This window comes from Pseudomonas sp. B3(2017) (assembly GCF_002113595.1).
Classification (GTDB): Bacteria; Pseudomonadota; Gammaproteobacteria; order Pseudomonadales; family Pseudomonadaceae; genus Aquipseudomonas; species Aquipseudomonas ekonensis.
This window is the reverse complement of record NZ_NEIU01000010.1, coordinates 34,540-49,709: the sequence shown is the minus strand read 5'-3', so window position 1 is coordinate 49,709 and position 15,170 is coordinate 34,540. Positions and strand designations below refer to the sequence as shown.

Annotated in this window: 18 protein-coding genes and 1 tRNA gene; 9 read left to right on the top strand and 10 right to left on the bottom strand. The window is 64.7% G+C overall.

All coding sequences use genetic code 11. The annotated features are described in order from the left end of the window. Positions 1-156 precede the first annotated feature (156 nt). The 3 genes from CAG33_RS16240 to CAG33_RS16230 are packed head-to-tail and all read right to left on the bottom strand — an operon-like array spanning position 157 to position 2,014. On the bottom strand, positions 157-609 hold the full coding sequence (locus tag CAG33_RS16240; RefSeq protein ID WP_085631963.1) for a hypothetical protein: 453 nt from the start codon (positions 607-609) through the stop codon (positions 157-159). Positions 610-615: 6 nt separating this feature from the next. Then, a complete protein-coding gene (locus CAG33_RS16235; RefSeq protein ID WP_085581864.1) occupies positions 616-1,029 on the bottom strand; it encodes a hypothetical protein in 414 nt (137 codons plus the stop codon). A gap of 19 nt (positions 1,030-1,048) precedes the next feature. After that, positions 1,049-2,014 carry an alpha/beta fold hydrolase gene (locus CAG33_RS16230; protein ID WP_139833020.1) on the bottom strand — a complete coding sequence of 322 codons (966 nt, stop codon included), beginning with the start codon at positions 2,012-2,014 and terminating at the stop codon, positions 1,049-1,051. A gap of 197 nt (positions 2,015-2,211) precedes the next feature. Between CAG33_RS16230 and CAG33_RS16225 the strand changes: the two genes are divergently transcribed. Together CAG33_RS16225 and CAG33_RS16220 are read left to right on the top strand one after the other, a co-directional pair. Then, positions 2,212-2,667 (top strand): hypothetical protein, encoded by a 456-nt coding sequence (locus CAG33_RS16225; protein WP_085631967.1) that lies wholly within the window; start codon positions 2,212-2,214, stop codon positions 2,665-2,667. Between the two features lie 93 nt (positions 2,668-2,760). After that, positions 2,761-3,036, top strand: coding sequence for a YceK/YidQ family lipoprotein (locus tag CAG33_RS16220; protein WP_170930019.1), 276 nt, complete (start codon positions 2,761-2,763; stop codon positions 3,034-3,036). A gap of 2 nt (positions 3,037-3,038) precedes the next feature. On the opposite strand, the gene CAG33_RS16215 is transcribed toward CAG33_RS16220, so the two are convergent. The 6 genes from CAG33_RS16215 to CAG33_RS16190 form a co-directional block, all read right to left on the bottom strand. Then, on the bottom strand, positions 3,039-3,383 hold the full coding sequence (locus CAG33_RS16215; RefSeq protein WP_085581856.1) for a hypothetical protein: 345 nt from the start codon (positions 3,381-3,383) through the stop codon (positions 3,039-3,041). A gap of 126 nt (positions 3,384-3,509) precedes the next feature. After that, positions 3,510-3,585, bottom strand: a tRNA-Phe gene (locus CAG33_RS16210). A gap of 102 nt (positions 3,586-3,687) precedes the next feature. Continuing rightward, on the bottom strand, positions 3,688-3,960 hold the full coding sequence (locus CAG33_RS16205) for an oxidative damage protection protein (protein ID WP_085639391.1): 273 nt from the start codon (positions 3,958-3,960) through the stop codon (positions 3,688-3,690). After that, the gene (gene mutY / locus CAG33_RS16200; RefSeq protein WP_085581852.1) at positions 3,957-5,024 is read right to left on the bottom strand and encodes an A/G-specific adenine glycosylase; all 1,068 of its coding nucleotides are present in this window, start codon (positions 5,022-5,024) and stop codon (positions 3,957-3,959) included. Before mutY ends, CAG33_RS16205 begins: the two co-directional genes overlap by 4 nt. After that, the gene (locus tag CAG33_RS16195; RefSeq protein ID WP_085631975.1) at positions 5,021-7,243 is read right to left on the bottom strand and encodes an AsmA family protein; all 2,223 of its coding nucleotides are present in this window, start codon (positions 7,241-7,243) and stop codon (positions 5,021-5,023) included. Before CAG33_RS16195 ends, mutY begins: the two co-directional genes overlap by 4 nt. A gap of 77 nt (positions 7,244-7,320) precedes the next feature. Beyond that, positions 7,321-7,725 carry an acetyl-CoA sensor PanZ family protein gene (locus CAG33_RS16190; protein WP_085581849.1) on the bottom strand — a complete coding sequence of 135 codons (405 nt, stop codon included), beginning with the start codon at positions 7,723-7,725 and terminating at the stop codon, positions 7,321-7,323. 225 nt (positions 7,726-7,950) lie between these two features. Between CAG33_RS16190 and CAG33_RS16185 the strand changes: the two genes are divergently transcribed. From CAG33_RS16185 to CAG33_RS16155, 7 genes are all read left to right on the top strand, one after another. Beyond that, positions 7,951-9,615 (top strand): OFA family MFS transporter, encoded by a 1,665-nt coding sequence (locus CAG33_RS16185; protein ID WP_085581848.1) that lies wholly within the window; start codon positions 7,951-7,953, stop codon positions 9,613-9,615. A 272-nt stretch (positions 9,616-9,887) separates the two neighbouring features. Then, a complete protein-coding gene (gene hisB / locus CAG33_RS16180; protein ID WP_085581847.1) occupies positions 9,888-10,481 on the top strand; it encodes an imidazoleglycerol-phosphate dehydratase HisB in 594 nt (197 codons plus the stop codon). Further along, positions 10,481-11,119: an imidazole glycerol phosphate synthase subunit HisH gene (gene hisH, locus CAG33_RS16175; protein ID WP_085581846.1), complete on the top strand. Its 639-nt coding sequence runs from the start codon at positions 10,481-10,483 to the stop codon at positions 11,117-11,119. Before hisB ends, hisH begins: the two co-directional genes overlap by 1 nt. Then, positions 11,120-11,377 carry a DUF2164 domain-containing protein gene (locus CAG33_RS16170; RefSeq protein WP_085581832.1) on the top strand — a complete coding sequence of 86 codons (258 nt, stop codon included), beginning with the start codon at positions 11,120-11,122 and terminating at the stop codon, positions 11,375-11,377. Positions 11,378-11,419: 42 nt separating this feature from the next. After that, the gene (gene hisA, locus CAG33_RS16165) at positions 11,420-12,157 is read left to right on the top strand and encodes a 1-(5-phosphoribosyl)-5-[(5-phosphoribosylamino)methylideneamino]imidazole-4-carboxamide isomerase (protein ID WP_085581830.1); all 738 of its coding nucleotides are present in this window, start codon (positions 11,420-11,422) and stop codon (positions 12,155-12,157) included. A 9-nt stretch (positions 12,158-12,166) separates the two neighbouring features. Continuing rightward, positions 12,167-12,937 carry an imidazole glycerol phosphate synthase subunit HisF gene (gene hisF / locus CAG33_RS16160; RefSeq protein WP_085581828.1) on the top strand — a complete coding sequence of 257 codons (771 nt, stop codon included), beginning with the start codon at positions 12,167-12,169 and terminating at the stop codon, positions 12,935-12,937. 73 nt (positions 12,938-13,010) lie between these two features. Beyond that, the gene (locus CAG33_RS16155) at positions 13,011-13,766 is read left to right on the top strand and encodes an ABC transporter substrate-binding protein (RefSeq protein WP_085639388.1); all 756 of its coding nucleotides are present in this window, start codon (positions 13,011-13,013) and stop codon (positions 13,764-13,766) included. Here the strand turns inward: CAG33_RS16155 and CAG33_RS16150 are convergent. Then, entirely contained in the window at positions 13,747-15,126 is a 1,380-nt protein-coding gene (locus CAG33_RS16150; RefSeq protein WP_085639385.1) for a Vps62-related protein, read from the bottom strand. The two genes, CAG33_RS16155 and CAG33_RS16150, sit on opposite strands and share 20 nt — an antisense overlap. Between the last annotated feature and the right edge of the window lie 44 nt (positions 15,127-15,170).

Below are 15,170 nucleotides of genomic sequence, written 5' to 3'. Positions count from 1 at the left end.
TGTTCTCCTGTTCTTTGTGCATCTGTGGCTTCAAAGGATAGAGGCGGGAAGGGATATGTCAACGGGATATGCTTGAGCTCCGACCAAGGGATGCGCCAACGAAAACGGCCACCCGTCAGTGATGACGGGCGGCCGTTTTCGTTGGCGGGCGAGGGATTACTCGCTCTTCTCATCCTGCGCTTGCTGCGACTGCCCGTAGGCGTCCAGCGCAATGCCGAAGTCGGTGATGAACTGCGGCTCGCTCAGCCAGGCCTGGGCGGCCTCGATGTCCATGCCGTCGGCCCACATGCGGTAGTCGATCAGCATGTCGGCGGCCAGGTGGGTGGCGGCCATGCCTTCGTCGTCGGCGTTTTCCATGTCCAGCAGTTCAGGGTGGTCGACGATGATGAACGCCAGCTCCCTTAGCAGCGTCAGCAGCATGTCGTTGCGGCTGACGGCTTCGGCTTCGCGCATTTTGCTGAACATCGCCAGGGTGTATTCCGGGATCGGCTCGGCCAGGTGGCCGAGGTCGTCGTCCTGGGCCAGCGGTTTGCGGCCGACCATGCGGATCTGCTTGGCTTTGGCCTTGGCGCGTTTGGCGCGTTTCTGTTGCTTGTTCAGGGATGCCATGGGAACTCAGTCTTTCTGTTGGGATTGCGCGGCGATCGCGTCGGACGCCGCCACATAGTCGGCCTGGAAGGCCGGGGATTCGATCCACGCCAGGGCGCCGGCCTCGTCGGTCTCGGTGGCCCACTGGCGGTACTCGAGCAGGGCCGCGAGGATGAAGTCCATCGCGCCTTCCTCGCCTTCCTGCTCGTACACGATCTCCAGCAGCGGGTCTTCGAGGAACGCCGTGCACATGGCCTGCTGGCTGATCTTTTCGGCGTCGATCATTTTCTTGAACAGTTCGGTCAGGTCCACCGACTCGAAGTCGATGCGGTCGTCGTTCGGATCCAGCTCGACCGGCGCCTCGGCGCGCTTGGTGCGGTTCTGCTTGGCCTTGGCTTTGGCCCGGGAGGCGCGTTTCTGCTGCTTGTTGGCGGAGGCCATGGGTGTGTTCCGTGATGCGTTAAAGGGGTTGGCTGCGCGGTATCTGCCGCCCCGGCGTGCCGGGGGCCAGTTCGCCGCTCTGCAGCCAGGTCAGGGCGATGGGCCATAGTGTGGCTTGGTATGCGCTGCGAAAAAAGGCGAAATGTCCGACTTCCTGTTCGCCGATGTCCTGCGGCTCGATGCGCAGGTGGGTCTTTTCGGCCTGGCTGAAGTAGCCGAGCAGGCGTTCCGTGGCCGCCACCGTGCCGTAGGGATCGTCGCCGATGCTGATCGCCAGCGCCTTCGCGCGTACGTCGGCGAAGGGCAGCCGGCCGTTTTCCGCCAGCAGCCTGCGGCCGCTCGGGCGCCCTTCGTAGCGGGGCGTGGGCGTGCTCCAGTCGCGCACCACGCCAGCGGGGGTGTCTTCCAGCCAGCCGAGGCGCTTGCCGGGGAAATAGCCGCAGAACAGCGTCAGCAGCGGCATCAGCACGTGCCATTTGCCGAGCATCCTCAAGCGGTGCGCCGGCGCGTAATCGCGCCAGTAGGCGAACTGCGCGCCGACGGTGACCAATCGTCGGATCGCCTCCCCGGAGGCGCCCAAGCCTGCCGCGCAGCCGCCGAAACTGTGGCCGACCACGTCGATGGGCTGGCCGGGAAATTCCCGTTGCGCCCGCTTGAGCATCGCTTCGAAATCCAGCGCGCCCCAATCCGTCCACGACGCTTCCAGGCCCTTCATGACGGACGGCCGCGATTCGCCGATGCCCCGGTAGTCGTAGGTCATCACATCGAAGCCGTTGGCGAACAGGTAGGCGGCGAAGCGCGAGTAGTGACGGCAGCGCACCGAAGTGGCGGCGTTGATGATTACCACCGGGCGCCGCGCATCGGGCAGCGCGTGGCGCCAGGTGAAGCCGCCCAAGGGATAGCCGTCGGCGGCGGGCTCATGGAACGGCACGCTTTCCTTGTCGGGCGTTTGGGCACGTGTCGGCGATGCGCTGGGTAGGGTCATGGCGGTCGTGACTGGCGTTGGATAGGCGAGCATGAACGTTCCCCGGAAGGTTTTGCAATGCGCTCGAACCGGTGGCCGGCAACGTCGTAGTCCGTTTAGTACCCGACCCAACTCCCAAACAATCTAAAACCCGACCCGCCCCGCAAAATCTAAAGAGATGTAACGAAGGGGTTCTGAACGAACCCGGGAGTCGCATCATGAAACGCGTGATTGCATGCATGCTGCCCGTCGCCGCCGTGGTTGCGCTGTTGTTTCCGGTGATGGTGCAGGCCACCAGCCTGGAGCCGATCGACAGCGCCGGCGTGCAAGTCCAGCAACAGCAGCAGAACGGCATCAACTACCTGTCCGGCGGGATCGGCCTGGACGAATCGCGGGCCATTCAGCAGTCCGCCGGCTACAACCTGCACATGACCTTCGCCGTCGGCGTGCAGAACCTGTACACCTCGGATGTCGATGTGGTCATCCAGAAAGCGACCGGGCAACCGGTGCTCAGCCTCAACCAGATCGGGCCGCTGCTCTACGCGCAGTTGCCTCCGGGCAAATACACCGTGGTCGCCACCCGCAATGGCGAAGTGCGGCGCGACATGGCTGACATCGGCAACGGGCCTGCACGCAACCTGGTGTTCCACTGGAACTGGGAGCCGACCCAATAGCGGCGTTCTGCGGGGCGGGAGTTTGCGCACCGATGCGGATAAAATCCCGCCCCTCCTGTTTTTGTGGATGCAAGGATGTCGGTTTTGAAAGGGATGTTGCGTGTGGGTTTGATGGCGGGTCTGGTGGTGTTGCAGACCGCGTGCGGCACCATGATCGGGCGGGTCAGTACAGGCATGTCCGACGTGGATTACTACAAGGGCGTCGACGGGGATCTGCAACTGCTCGGCGTGACCGGCAATGACGGCAAGCCGGCGGCGATCATTTGCTACTTCATGATCGTCTGTCCGCTGGTCACCGTCGTATCGATGCCGGTGGACGCTGCGCTGGACACCGTCCTGCTTCCCGTGGATTACGTGAACACCCTGTAGGGTCATCGCCTGGTGCGCTTGCTCCGCGCACCGCGCGGGCGCGTCTTGCGCCGTATCCAAAGCCCGAACGACACGATGCCCAGCAGCATCAACGTGAAGACGCCTTGCCACACGATCTCGAACCAGTACCTGCCGGGCTGCGACGCCAAGGTGTAGGTCTGGCGCGGGCCGGTGCGGTTCATCGTGGTGACCGAGCCGCTGATGAGGCTATCGGCGATCAGGTAGAGGGACGCGCCGATGGCGAAGGCCAGCATCACGCCGACGAGTACGGTCAGCCAGAACGAGACCCGGCTTTCGCGGTAGGGCGGCGGATGGGGCAGGGGGATGCGGGTGCGTTTCTGGTTCATCGGGCAGGCAACCCTCTTCCGTAAGGGGCGGCCAAAGTACCGCGATTGATGCGGCTTAAACCAGCCTTCAGCAAATCACGGGCATAAAAAAAACCCTGAATCTTTCGATTCAGGGTTTTCGGTATGTGGTGCCCAGAGACGGAATCGAACCGCCGACACGGGGATTTTCAATCCCCTGCTCTACCGACTGAGCTATCTGGGCAACGGGGCGCATTAAACGGGTTTTTCAGGGGGGCGTCAAGCAAGTTTTCAAAAAAATTTTAAATTATTCCGTCGCTTACGTTCCGGCCCCCGTTGCGGCGGGTTATTCGGCAGGCGGAACGTAACCTTCGGCCTGGGCGTATTCCTCGCCGGAGAAGTACTTGTCCATTTCGCCCTGGATGAATTTGCGGTCTTCGGCGTTCATCATGTTCAGGCGCTTTTCGTTGATCAGCAGGGTCTGGTGCTTCTGCCAGTCGGCCCAGGCCTTGGCCGAGACGTGCTCGAAGATGTCCTGGCCCTTGGGGCCCGGGTACGGAGGACGCTCCAGGCCTTCGAGCTGTTCTTTGTATTTGCGGCACATTACGGTACGGGTCATGGCGACACTCCTGCATTCAATACGGCGGCCGCGCGTTCGAGCAAGGTCTTGACCGGGGCGGCGAGGCCCAGGCGCGGCGGGGTGGCGAGGTTATACCAGAGCCAGTCGGCCTCGGCCACGTGATGGCCGGTCTCTTGGACCTGCACCAGCCAGGGTTCGATGGACAGCTGAAAGTGGCTGAAGGTGTGGACGAGGCCGGGCAGCGCCTGCTGTTCGCCGAGCGCCAGCGAATGCTGGTCGGCCAGGTGCTGCAGGTCGTCGAGGCCGTCGAGCTCCGGCAGGCTCCACAGGCCGCCCCACAGCCCGGTGGACGGACGGCGGTAAAGCAGAATCGCGCCCTCGCCGTTGCTCAGCATCGGCATCAGCGTGCGCTTCTGCGGGATCGCCTTGCGCGGCTTGGGGATCGGGTAGCGGGTCTCAAGGCCCAGCATGTGCGCTTCGCAGCCTTTCTCCAGCGGACACAGCAGGCAGCTCGGCTTGCTGCGGGTGCACAGGGTGGCGCCCAGGTCCATCATCGCCTGGGTGTAGGCGTTGACCCGATCCTGGGGCGTGAAGCGCTCGGCGGCGGCCCACAGCTGTTTGGCCACCTTCGGCTCGCCCGGATAGCCTTCCTGGGCGGTGAAGCGCGCCAGCACCCGTTTGACGTTGCCGTCGAGGATCGGCGCGCGCAGGCCCATGCTGATGCTGGCGATCGCCCCGGCGGTGGACAGGCCGATGCCCGGCAGCTCCGTGAGCTTCTCCACATCCCGCGGGAATTCGCCGCCGTATTGGCTGACGACGATCTTCGCGGTCTTCTGCAGGTTGCGGGCGCGGGTGTAGTAGCCCAGGCCCGTCCACAGGTGCAGCACTTCGTCCTCCGGCGCCTCGGCCAGCGCCTGCACCGTGGGCAGCGCGGCCATGAAGCGGTCGAAGTAGTTGAGCACGGTGCTGACCTGGGTCTGCTGCAGCATGATTTCCGACACCCATACCCGGTACGGGTTGATGCCCTGCTGCCAAGGCAGGTCGTGGCGGCCGTGGCGGTCGTACCAGTCCAGCACCGCCGTTGAAAACTGCTCCGCTCTCATCGCTTGAACAGCCCCTTCAATGCGTTCTTCAGTTCAGGGCTGACCTTGTCGCCCAGTTTTTCGTCGATCTTCTCGCTGATCCGGTCGCCGGCCAGTTTGCTGGCGACCTGGCCCAGCCGTTCGTTGTCCACCCGGCAAGCCTTGGCGCCCAGCTCCAGCGGCCCGCGGCAACGCAGCGGCCATTCGACGCCGACGAACTTCTCGCCGACCTGGCAGGCCGGATCCGGCATGGCGCTGGTGTCGCCCTCGACGATGATGCCCACGCGGTAGTCCATGCCCAGCACCCGCAGATCCACGTCGCCGTCACCGTTGACGGTCATGCCGGGGATGCGCACCTTCAGGTCCGGGTTGCTGGCCAGACCGTTACGGAAGGTCAGGTTGCCCTTGAGCTCCTGGAACGGGGTGTCCTTGCCCCGCGGCTCGCCGCTGAGGGTCTTGCGGTTGAGGGTGGCGATGCCCTTGCACAGTTGCTGTTCCAGGTTGGCGTTGAGCAGCACGCCGTTGTTGATCACGAACCCGGCGTTGCCGTTGAGGGTCTCGACCAGCGCCTGCTGACTGTTGCCGCTGGCGGTGAAATTGCCGGTGAGGTTGACCAGCCCTTTGACCGGCGGGTTCTTGCCCTGGCTTTCGAGGATCTTCTCCACCGGGACGCGGTTGATCCGGGTCTGCAGGTTCAGCACCGGCGCGCTCGGGCGCACGTCGAGGGTGCCCTTGGCTTCGAAGTCGCCGTTGAACAGCTCGCCGCGCAGGTTCTCCAGGGTGAGCAGGCCGCCCTGGCCGGTGGCCTTGAGCGCGGCGTTCTGGATCGGCAGCTTGTCCAGGGTCAGTTGGCCGAAGGTCAGGTCGGCGTCCACGTCGAGCTTGCCCAGGCGCTCAACCGGGAACAGGCGCTCGGTGCTCCAGGCGCTCTTGCTCGGTTTTTCCGGCAGCGGCGTGGAGCCGGCGCCGGCCATGGCGTCGGCCTCGGTGCTGGCGACTTCGGCCTGGCGCACTTGGGCGGCGCTGCTGGCCTGGGCGGACTTGGGCGGCAGGTAGCGGTCGACGTTGAATGTGTCGGCCTTGAGGATCGCCCGCAGCGATTGCTTGGCGAAATCCTCGACGGCGATGCGGCCGCTGAAGCTGCTGTCGTCGAGCTTCAGGTTGATGTTGTCGAACGCCGCGCTGGTCGGCGTGGCCGAGACGCGGCTGACCAGCTCGACCTTGCTCAGGCTGCCTTCGGCCATGGCCGGCAGGGTTTGGCCGATGCTGTCGACGAACTTCGCCAGGTCGAACTGGGCGATGGAGATGCCGCCGCTGATCTGCGGCGTCTTGTCGAGGTCGTTGGCTTTGAGCTCGCCCAAGGCGCGCAACTGGTTCACGGAGATCTTGATGCCGGTCCATTCGGCGACGTTCGCGGCCTTGTCCAGCAGCATCTGGCCTTGGGCGGCGAAGGTGACGGTCTTGCCCTGCAGCGGGTCGCCGGCCAGCTCACCGCTCAGCTTCAGGTCTTCGAACTTGTAGCGTTGCAGCGCGCGCTCGAAGCGCAGTTCGCCGTTGAGTTCGGTGCGCACGCGCAGCACCGGCTGGTTGGTGCCGAGGAACGCGGTGGCCTTCACCGGAATGTTGGTCGAATCGTGCACTGCGCCGGTGCTCAACTGGATGCTTTCGGCGCTGAACTGCTTGCCGGTCTGCTCGTCGTTGTATTCGACGCGGGCGTTGTTGACGGTGAGGCTGTCGATGTCGAGGCGGATCGGCTGCGCCGGCTTTTCCGGCTGGGCCGGCGCTTCGGCGGCGGTCGTGCCTGGCGCAGGCGGCGGGGTGCTGCCGGCGGGCGCCGGCACCTTACCGATGTCTTCCCAGTTGCCGTGGCCGGTCTTGTCGCGGCTCAGGCGCAGGTTCAGGCCTTCGACGCGCACGTCGCTCATCTGCACCTCGCGGCGCAGCAGCGGCAGCACGCGCACGGACAGGCCGAGCATCTGCAGGTCGGCGAACGGTTCGGCAGGCTTGGCCAGGGTCGCGACGCTGGCCTCGTGCAGTTCCAGGCCGAGCCACGGGAACAGGCTCCAGCCGATGTCGCCGTTGAGCGTCAGCTCGATGTGGGCCTTGTCGCGGGCAATCTGGCGGATTTCGTCCTTGTAGTCGTTGGGATCGAAGAAGTGGGTCAGGGCAAAGCCTGCCGCCACGATGATCAGCAACAGACCCAGAAGCACCAGACCCAGGATTTTGCCGAACGCTTTCATGGGCGAGTCCTTGTGTTAGTCGAATTCGTAATTTAGCCGGGGAGTATAGCGCCGCATGCCCTCCGGCTGGTGTGGCTTCACGCGGGCAGCACGTCCAGCGGCAGGTGCAGCTTGGCCGCCAGCGCCTGGGCCTCGAGATGGCCGGCCGGGGCCTGCAGGCGCAATTGGGCCCCCGCTTGCGACGCCATTTTCCGCGCTTCGTTCACCAACCGCTCGGCAACGCCACGACGGCGGGTGACTTTTCTGACGCACAAATGGGACAAGTACCAGACGCTGCCCTGGGGTCGCAGACGTGCCGCGCCCAGCAGGCGGTCATTGAAGCGCCCGGCGATGAGCGTGCCGTCGGCCAGGGCCTCTTCGGTCAATTGCAAAGCGCCGGAAAACGGCGCGAACAGCCACGGCGGCGCATCGCGGTAGATCTTCTCTAAATCCTCCCGATCGCGGGAATCGGCGGCGTTCAGCGCTTGGACAATGATCGGCATGGGGTTTTCCTGAGTGATACGAGATCAGATGACGTGAAAAAGGTGATGTCAGTTTGGTTTTTCTGTCACCTGCAAATGGTAACCTTCGCCCGTTCGTCCGTCCTTCTGCGACTTAACGTCGCGCCATCAAGGAGCTTCACCCCAAAACAACGGTCATGCCTGCGTGCATCAAGGCCGAGGGTGAGCAGTGGCTGGCGAACCATTCTAATAATTGGGGGATACACAATGAGCACGAGCATCACGGCGGACGGCCTTCGCGCCGCCGAGCCCGCGTTCCTGTCCAAGGAACGCATCATCGCCAAGCCCGGCTTCAACCGCTGGCTGGTTCCACCGGCCGCGCTGGCCATCCACCTGTGCATCGGCATGGCCTACGGTTTCTCGGTGTTCTGGCTGCCGCTGTCCAAGGCGCTGGGCATCACCGCGCCGGTGGCCTGCGCACCGGACATGAGCTTCATCGCACAGGTCTTCTCTTCGCAATGCGACTGGCCGATCTCCATGCTCGGCTGGATCTACACCCTGTTCTTCATCTTCCTCGGCTGCTCGGCGGCGATCTGGGGCGGCTGGCTCGAACACGCAGGCCCCCGCAAGGCCGGCGTGGTGTCGGCGCTGTGCTGGTGCGGCGGTCTGCTGATCTCTGCGCTGGGCATCTACACCCACCAGATCTGGCTGATGTGGATCGGTTCGGGCGTGATCGGCGGCATCGGTCTGGGCCTGGGCTATATCTCGCCCGTCTCGACCCTGATCAAGTGGTTCCCGGACAAGCGCGGCATGGCCACCGGCATGGCGATCATGGGCTTCGGCGGCGGCGCGATGGTCGGCGCTCCGCTGGCGACCGCGCTGATGAGCCACTTCGCTTCGCCGCAAGGCGTGGGCGTCTGGCAGAGCTTCGTGGCAATGGCCGCGATCTACTTCGTGTTCATGATCGGCGGTGCCCTGGCCTACCGCGTTCCGCCGACCGGCTGGAAGCCTGAAGGCTGGACCGCGCCGGCGAAGAAAGCGTCGAACGCGATGATCACCCACCGTCACGTGCACGTGAACGTGGCCTGGAAAACCCCGCAGTTCCGCCTGGTGTGGCTGGTGCTGTGCCTGAACGTCTCCGCCGGCATCGGCATCCTCGGCATGGCTTCGCCGCTGCTGCAGGAAGTGTTCGGCGGCAAGCTTTTGGGCAACGACCTGCCGTTCGGCCAGCTCGACGCTTCGCAACTGGCTTCGATCGCCGCGATCGCCGCCGGCTTCACCGGGCTGCTGAGCCTGTTCAACATCGGTGGCCGGTTCTTCTGGGCCTCGTTCTCGGACTACCTGGGCCGCAAGAACACCTATTTCGTGTTCTTCGCCCTGGGCTTTGCCCTGTACGCGTTGATCCCGAACCTCGGCCACCTGGGCAACGTCGCGCTGTTCGTGGCGGCGTTCTGCATCATCCTGTCGATGTACGGCGGCGGCTTCGCCACCGTTCCGGCCTACCTGGCCGACCTGTTCGGCACGCAGATGGTCGGCGCGATCCACGGTCGCCTGTTGACCGCCTGGGCCGCTGCCGGCGTGCTCGGCCCGGTGCTGGTGAACTATCTGCGCGAGTACCAGCTGAGCATCGGCGTCGAGCGCGCCGCCGCCTACGACATCACCCTGTACATCCTCGCCGGCCTGCTGGTGCTGGGGTTCCTGTGCAACCTGCTGGTGCGTCCGGTGGCCGACAAGTACTTCATGACCGACGCCGAACTGGCCGCCGAACAGGCGCTGGGCCACGACAAGGGCGCCGACGCCACCACCGTGCTTGAGTGGAAAGCCGCGCCGGGCAGCAAGCCGCTGGCGATCGCCGCGTGGCTGGCGGTGGGCATTCCGCTGGCGTGGGGTGTGTGGGTGACCCTGCAGAAGACGGCGGTGCTGTTCCACTAAGCGCCGTATCCACCGGGCGGGCGCGGGCTCTTGTGACGAAGAGTCCGCGTCCGCTTCGGCCGCAGACCGTTTGGGGCCGCTGCGCACCCCGGCGGGAGCAAGCTCCCTCGCTACGCCGACCTGTCCCGCATCCGCAATGGCTTGTATGGACATGTCTACCCGCGACAGCCGGGCGTCCTGTCCGTCAGTCATCTCACCTCCTGTGTTTCTGTTTCCCGCCCGCGCCCCTATAATGGCTGCCTTTTTCGCCCAATGATTTTGCGGAGCTGGTGATGGCCGAACGTAAGGCGTCTGTCGAGCGCGACACTCTGGAAACCCAGATCAAAGCCTCGATCAACCTTGATGGCACCGGAAAGGCCCGATTCGATATCGGCGTGCCTTTTCTTGAGCACATGCTGGATCAGATCGCCCGTCACGGGTTGATCGACCTCGACATCGAGTGCAAGGGCGACCTGCATATCGACGACCACCACACCGTCGAAGACGTCGGCATCACCCTCGGCCAGGCGTTCACCCAGGCCATCGGCGACAAGAAAGGCATCCGCCGCTACGGCCACGCCTACGTGCCGCTCGACGAAGCGCTGTCGCGCGTGGTGATCGACTTCTCCGGCCGTCCGGGCCTGCAGATGCACGTGCCGTACACCCGCGCCACCGTCGGCGGCTTCGACGTCGACCTGTTCCAGGAATTCTTCCAGGGCTTCGTCAACCACGCCAACGTCACCCTGCACATCGACAACCTGCGCGGGCACAACACCCACCACCAGATCGAGACCGTGTTCAAGGCCTTCGGCCGCGCGCTGCGCATGGCCGTGGAACTGGACGACCGCATGGCCGGGCAGATGCCATCGACCAAGGGCGTGCTGTAATGCAGACAGTGGCGGTTATCGATTACGGCATGGGCAACCTGCACTCGGTGGCCAAGGCCCTCGAGCACGTCGGCGCCGGCAAGGTGCTGATCACCAGCGACGCGGACGTGATCCGCGAAGCCGACCGGGTGGTGTTTCCCGGCGTCGGCGCGATCCGCGACTGCATGGCGGAGATCCGTCGCCTGGGGTTCGATTCGCTGGTGCGCGAGGTCAGCCAGGACCGTCCGTTCCTCGGCATCTGCGTCGGCATGCAGGCCTTGCTCGACACGAGCGAAGAGAACGACGGCGTCGACTGCATCGGCCTGTTCCCGGGCGCGGTGAAGTTCTTCGGCAAGGACCTGCATGAGGACGGCGAGCACCTGAAGGTGCCGCACATGGGCTGGAACGAAGTGAAGCAGTCGGTGGATCACCCGCTGTGGCACAACATTCCGGACCTGGCGCGGTTCTACTTCGTGCACAGCTACTACATCGCCGCCGGCAACGCGCGGCAGGTGGTGGGCAGCGGCCATTACGGCGTCGATTTCGCGGCGGCGCTGGCCGAAGGCTCGCGCTTCGCCGTGCAGTTCCACCCCGAGAAGAGCCATACCCACGGCCTGCAATTGCTGCAGAACTTCGCGGCGTGGGACGGTCGCTGGTAAATGGCCGTCAAGAAGAAACCGCCGATCCTGACCCTCACGCCCGAACAGGAGAGTGAGGCCAGCCGCAAGATCCAGCGGTTCATGGAGGACCGTTTCGAACTGGACCTGGGTTCGTTCGAGGCGGCGGAGATTCTTGACCTGTTTACCCGTGAAATCGCACCGCACTATTACAACAGGGCGATCTTCGATGTGCAGACCCACCTCAAGGAGCGGTTTGAAAGCATCGAAAGCGACCTGTGGGCGCTCGAGAAAAACTGATTCCCGAGCCAAGCTGAACATTCAAATCTGAAGGTTTGCCAGATGCTGATTATTCCCGCTATCGATCTTAAAGACGGTGCCTGCGTACGTCTGCGCCAGGGCCGCATGGAAGATTCCACGGTGTTCTCCGATGACCCGGTGAGCATGGCTGCCAAGTGGGTGGAGGGCGGCTGCCGCCGTCTGCATCTGGTCGACCTGAACGGCGCCTTCGAAGGCCAGCCGGTCAACGGCGAAGTGGTCACCGCCATCGCCAAACGCTACCCGAACCTGCCGATCCAGATCGGCGGCGGCATCCGCTCCCTGGAAACCATCGAGCACTACGTCAAGGCCGGCGTGAGCTACGTGATCATCGGCACCAAGGCCGTGAAGGAGCCTGAGTTCGTCGCCGAGGCCTGCCGTGCGTTTCCGGGCAAGGTGATCGTCGGCCTCGACGCCAAGGACGGCTTCGTCGCCACCGACGGCTGGGCCGAAGTCAGCAGCGTGCAGGTGATCGACCTGGCCAAGCGTTTCGAAGCCGACGGCGTGTCCGCCATCGTCTACACCGACATCGCCAAAGACGGCATGATGCAGGGCTGCAACGTGCCGTTCACCGCCGCCTTGGCAGCAGCCACGAAGATCCCGGTGATCGCCTCCGGCGGCATCCACAACCTGGGTGACATCAAGTCGCTGCTCGACGCGAAAGCGCCGGGCATCATCGGCGCCATCACCGGCCGGGCGATCTACGAAGGCACCCTCGACGTCGCAGAGGCCCAGGCCTTCTGCGATTCGTACAAAGGCTGAGGACTGACCATGGCGCTGGCCAAACGCATCATCCCTTGCCTGGACGTGGACAACGGCCGGGTGGTCAAGGGCGTGAAGTTCGAAAACATCCGTGACGCCGGCGACCCGGTGGAGATCGCCCGCCGCTACGACGAGCAGGGCGCGGACGAGATCACCTTCCTCGACATCACCGCCAGCGTCGACGGCCGTGACACCACGCTGCACACCGTCGAGCGCATGGCCAGCCAGGTGTTCATCCCGCTGACCGTGGGCGGCGGCGTGCGCACCGTGCAGGACATCCGCAACCTGCTCAACGCCGGCGCCGACAAGGTGTCGATCAACACCGCGGCGGTGTTCAACCCGGAATTCGTCGGCGAAGCGGCCGAGCACTTCGGCTCGCAGTGCATCGTCGTCGCCATCGACGCCAAGAAGGTGTCCGGCCCGGGCGAGGCCCCGCGCTGGGAGATCTTCACCCACGGCGGCCGCAAGCCGACCGGCCTCGACGCGGTCGAGTGGGCGAAGAAGATGGAAGGCCTGGGGGCCGGCGAGATCCTGCTGACCAGCATGGACCAGGACGGCATGAAGAACGGCTTCGACCTGGGCGTGACCCGTGCCATCAGCGATGCCCTGAACATCCCGGTGATCGCCTCCGGCGGCGTCGGCAACCTGCAGCACCTGGCCGACGGCATCCTCGAAGGCCACGCCAGCGCGGTGCTGGCGGCGAGCATCTTCCACTTCGGCGAATACACCGTGCAGGAAGCCAAGGCCTACATGGCCCATCGCGGCATCGTGATGCGCTAAGCCGTACAGGCCAGTGGACAGCATGGCGTGCTCAGGGCACTCTTGAACACGCCATGGATTCCGGTAGCCCGACATGATCAAACGCCTGCTTCTCGTCCTCGCCAGCGCTTCGGTGTTGCTGTTCAACACGGCCCGGGCCGAGGACAGTCCCGACACCGGTCTGGTGCTCCTCACCGAAAACTTCCCGCCGTACAACATGGCGAAGAACGGCAAGAACTTCGCCCAGGACGAGAACATCGACGGCATCGCCACGGACATCGTGCGCGAGATGTTCAGGCGGGCCGGCCTCACCTACAGCCTGACCCTGCGCTTCCCCTGGGAGCGGGTCTACAAGCTGGCGCTGGAGAATCCCGGTTACGGTGCGTTCGTGATGGCGCGGCTGCCTGACCGCGAACGGCTGTTCAAATGGGTCGGCCCCATCGGCCCGGACGACTGGATCATGCTGGCCCGGGCTGACAGCAAGATCACCCTCGAAACCCTGAACGACGCGCGCAAGTACAAGATCGGCGCCTACAAAGGCGATGCGATCGCGGAGACCCTGACCAAGCAAGGCCTGAAGCCGACCGTGGTGCTGCGCGATCAGGACAACGCGAAGAAACTGGTGAACGGCCAGATCGACCTGTGGGCCACCGGCGACCCTGCCGGGCGCTACCTGGCCCGCCAGGACGGCGTGACCGGCCTCAAGACCGTGCTGCGCTTCAACAGCGCCCAGCTGTACCTGGCGCTGAACAAGGAAGTGCCGGACGAAACGGTCGCCCGGCTCCAGGCCGCCCTGGATCAGATGCGCAAGGACGGTGTGGTCGACGAGATCATGGGACGGTATCTGTAACGTCCGTCACGTCCGTAACATCTGCCGGCGAGGGCTGTTCGTTGGCCGGCTTGTCCGCCGGAGCAGGAGCCGGCGCAGGAACCGGCGACGGGATCGGAGGGCAGACGAACACCGTCTCTCGCGGTGAGTGTTCGCAGAGGTGCAAGCGGTTGCCATCGGTGTAGCTGACGGTGTCGGTCACCGGCGTGCCGTCTTCGCGCAACAGCGTGAAGTTGCTCTGCACCAGGTAGACCGCGATGGATTTCTGCCCGGCGGCGAGCGTGATGACATCAAGGGGACGGTCATTGGGCCACTCGTTCGCTTGCGCGCCGCACTGGACGAAGTCTTCGTCCAGCCTCGCCGAAAACCGCAAAGGTGCCGGCTCCGCCGTCGGCCATTGGCGGCCGAACTCAACCGTCGTCAGTTCCGCGAATGCTCGCAGGTGCTCGGCCCTTTGCGCGCGGGGCGCGGTCCATCTGAACGTCCTGCCTTGGCTTTCCGTGTTGTGGCCATAGCCGATGAGCATGTACTGGTCCGTCCTTTCCAGTCGGTAGCTTGGCGAGCGGCGCAGCTGTTCGAGGGGCGACAGCAAGGGATCCTTGACCGTGAACCAGGGCAGCCTGGCCGTGTGGGTGAGCTTGGCCGGCTCCACCGGCGGGGCCGGCGGCTCTCCGGTCAGTTGGGGCGCTGTCGGCTGGGGGCTGACCTGAAGCGGAACCGGCAGGCGCAACGAATAGGCCACGCTGCCCAGCTCCGGCCGGTCGTAGCTGCCGTCGGCGGCAAAGGTGCCGGGCGCCAGGTGGATCTCCCCGGACGGGGCATGGGGCGGCGTGATGCGCCAGGCGCTGAATTTGTGCCTGGAGCCGCTGCCCTTGTCGTTCCAGATCAGCTCGTCGACCCGCGATGCGATCACCAGGTCGGCCCGCACGCAGCGGACGGCGTTGAGCGAAGGCTTTTCGTGATCGTTGGTGCACACCGATCCCAGCGCGACGTAGCCTTGCGCAGGAATCGGGCGCCACAGCGCGCCGTCGATCTTCGATTTCGTGCCCTTGTCGTTCCAGATCAGCTCGTAGTCCACAGGCTGGCTCAGTGCGTTGGCTTGAGCCGGATCCTTGGTGTGCGCATCCGCTTCGCAGACCACGGCCACTACGCGTTTGCCGTTGATGTTGTCGAAGTCAGTGGCGACCACATCGCCCAGCGGAAAATAGCCGGGCAGCAGGTCCGGGGCCGGCGCAGGGCGCCAGAAGGCGGCGGGTTTGGCCCGTGAGCCCCGGGTGTCCCAGACCCGGTAGAACTCGGTCGCGAAGTTGATCAGCAGGTTGTCGAATCGCAGGGGTTGCATTGGCCGGGTCGGCAATGCGGTGTCTTCGTGTGTGTTCATGAAAGGTCCTGATGGTGAAAGGCGACCCAAGGGGGCCGCGGCCT

Excerpts from the sequence above, each read along its gene's own strand:
- CAG33_RS16195 (WP_085631975.1), bottom strand. The coding sequence starts at position 7,243 with ATGAAAGCGTTCGGCAAAATCCTGGGTCTGGTGCTTCTGGGTCTGTTG.
- CAG33_RS16170 (WP_085581832.1), top strand. The coding sequence starts at position 11,120 with ATGGCCGTCAAGAAGAAACCGCCGATCCTGACCCTCACGCCCGAACAG.
- CAG33_RS16205 (WP_085639391.1), bottom strand. The coding sequence starts at position 3,960 with ATGACCCGTACCGTAATGTGCCGCAAATACAAAGAACAGCTCGAAGGC.
- CAG33_RS16215 (WP_085581856.1), bottom strand. The coding sequence starts at position 3,383 with ATGAACCAGAAACGCACCCGCATCCCCCTGCCCCATCCGCCGCCCTAC.
- hisB (WP_085581847.1), top strand. The coding sequence starts at position 9,888 with ATGGCCGAACGTAAGGCGTCTGTCGAGCGCGACACTCTGGAAACCCAG.
- CAG33_RS16155 (WP_085639388.1), top strand. The coding sequence starts at position 13,011 with ATGATCAAACGCCTGCTTCTCGTCCTCGCCAGCGCTTCGGTGTTGCTG.
- CAG33_RS16190 (WP_085581849.1), bottom strand. The coding sequence starts at position 7,725 with ATGCCGATCATTGTCCAAGCGCTGAACGCCGCCGATTCCCGCGATCGG.
- CAG33_RS16235 (WP_085581864.1), bottom strand. The coding sequence starts at position 1,029 with ATGGCCTCCGCCAACAAGCAGCAGAAACGCGCCTCCCGGGCCAAAGCC.
- CAG33_RS16230 (WP_139833020.1), bottom strand. The coding sequence starts at position 2,014 with ATGACCCTACCCAGCGCATCGCCGACACGTGCCCAAACGCCCGACAAG.
- CAG33_RS16150 (WP_085639385.1), bottom strand. The coding sequence starts at position 15,126 with ATGAACACACACGAAGACACCGCATTGCCGACCCGGCCAATGCAACCC.
- CAG33_RS16225 (WP_085631967.1), top strand. The coding sequence starts at position 2,212 with ATGAAACGCGTGATTGCATGCATGCTGCCCGTCGCCGCCGTGGTTGCG.
- hisA (WP_085581830.1), top strand. The coding sequence starts at position 11,420 with ATGCTGATTATTCCCGCTATCGATCTTAAAGACGGTGCCTGCGTACGT.
- CAG33_RS16220 (WP_170930019.1), top strand. The coding sequence starts at position 2,761 with ATGTTGCGTGTGGGTTTGATGGCGGGTCTGGTGGTGTTGCAGACCGCG.
- hisH (WP_085581846.1), top strand. The coding sequence starts at position 10,481 with ATGCAGACAGTGGCGGTTATCGATTACGGCATGGGCAACCTGCACTCG.
- hisF (WP_085581828.1), top strand. The coding sequence starts at position 12,167 with ATGGCGCTGGCCAAACGCATCATCCCTTGCCTGGACGTGGACAACGGC.
- CAG33_RS16240 (WP_085631963.1), bottom strand. The coding sequence starts at position 609 with ATGGCATCCCTGAACAAGCAACAGAAACGCGCCAAACGCGCCAAGGCC.
- CAG33_RS16185 (WP_085581848.1), top strand. The coding sequence starts at position 7,951 with ATGAGCACGAGCATCACGGCGGACGGCCTTCGCGCCGCCGAGCCCGCG.
- mutY (WP_085581852.1), bottom strand. The coding sequence starts at position 5,024 with ATGAGAGCGGAGCAGTTTTCAACGGCGGTGCTGGACTGGTACGACCGC.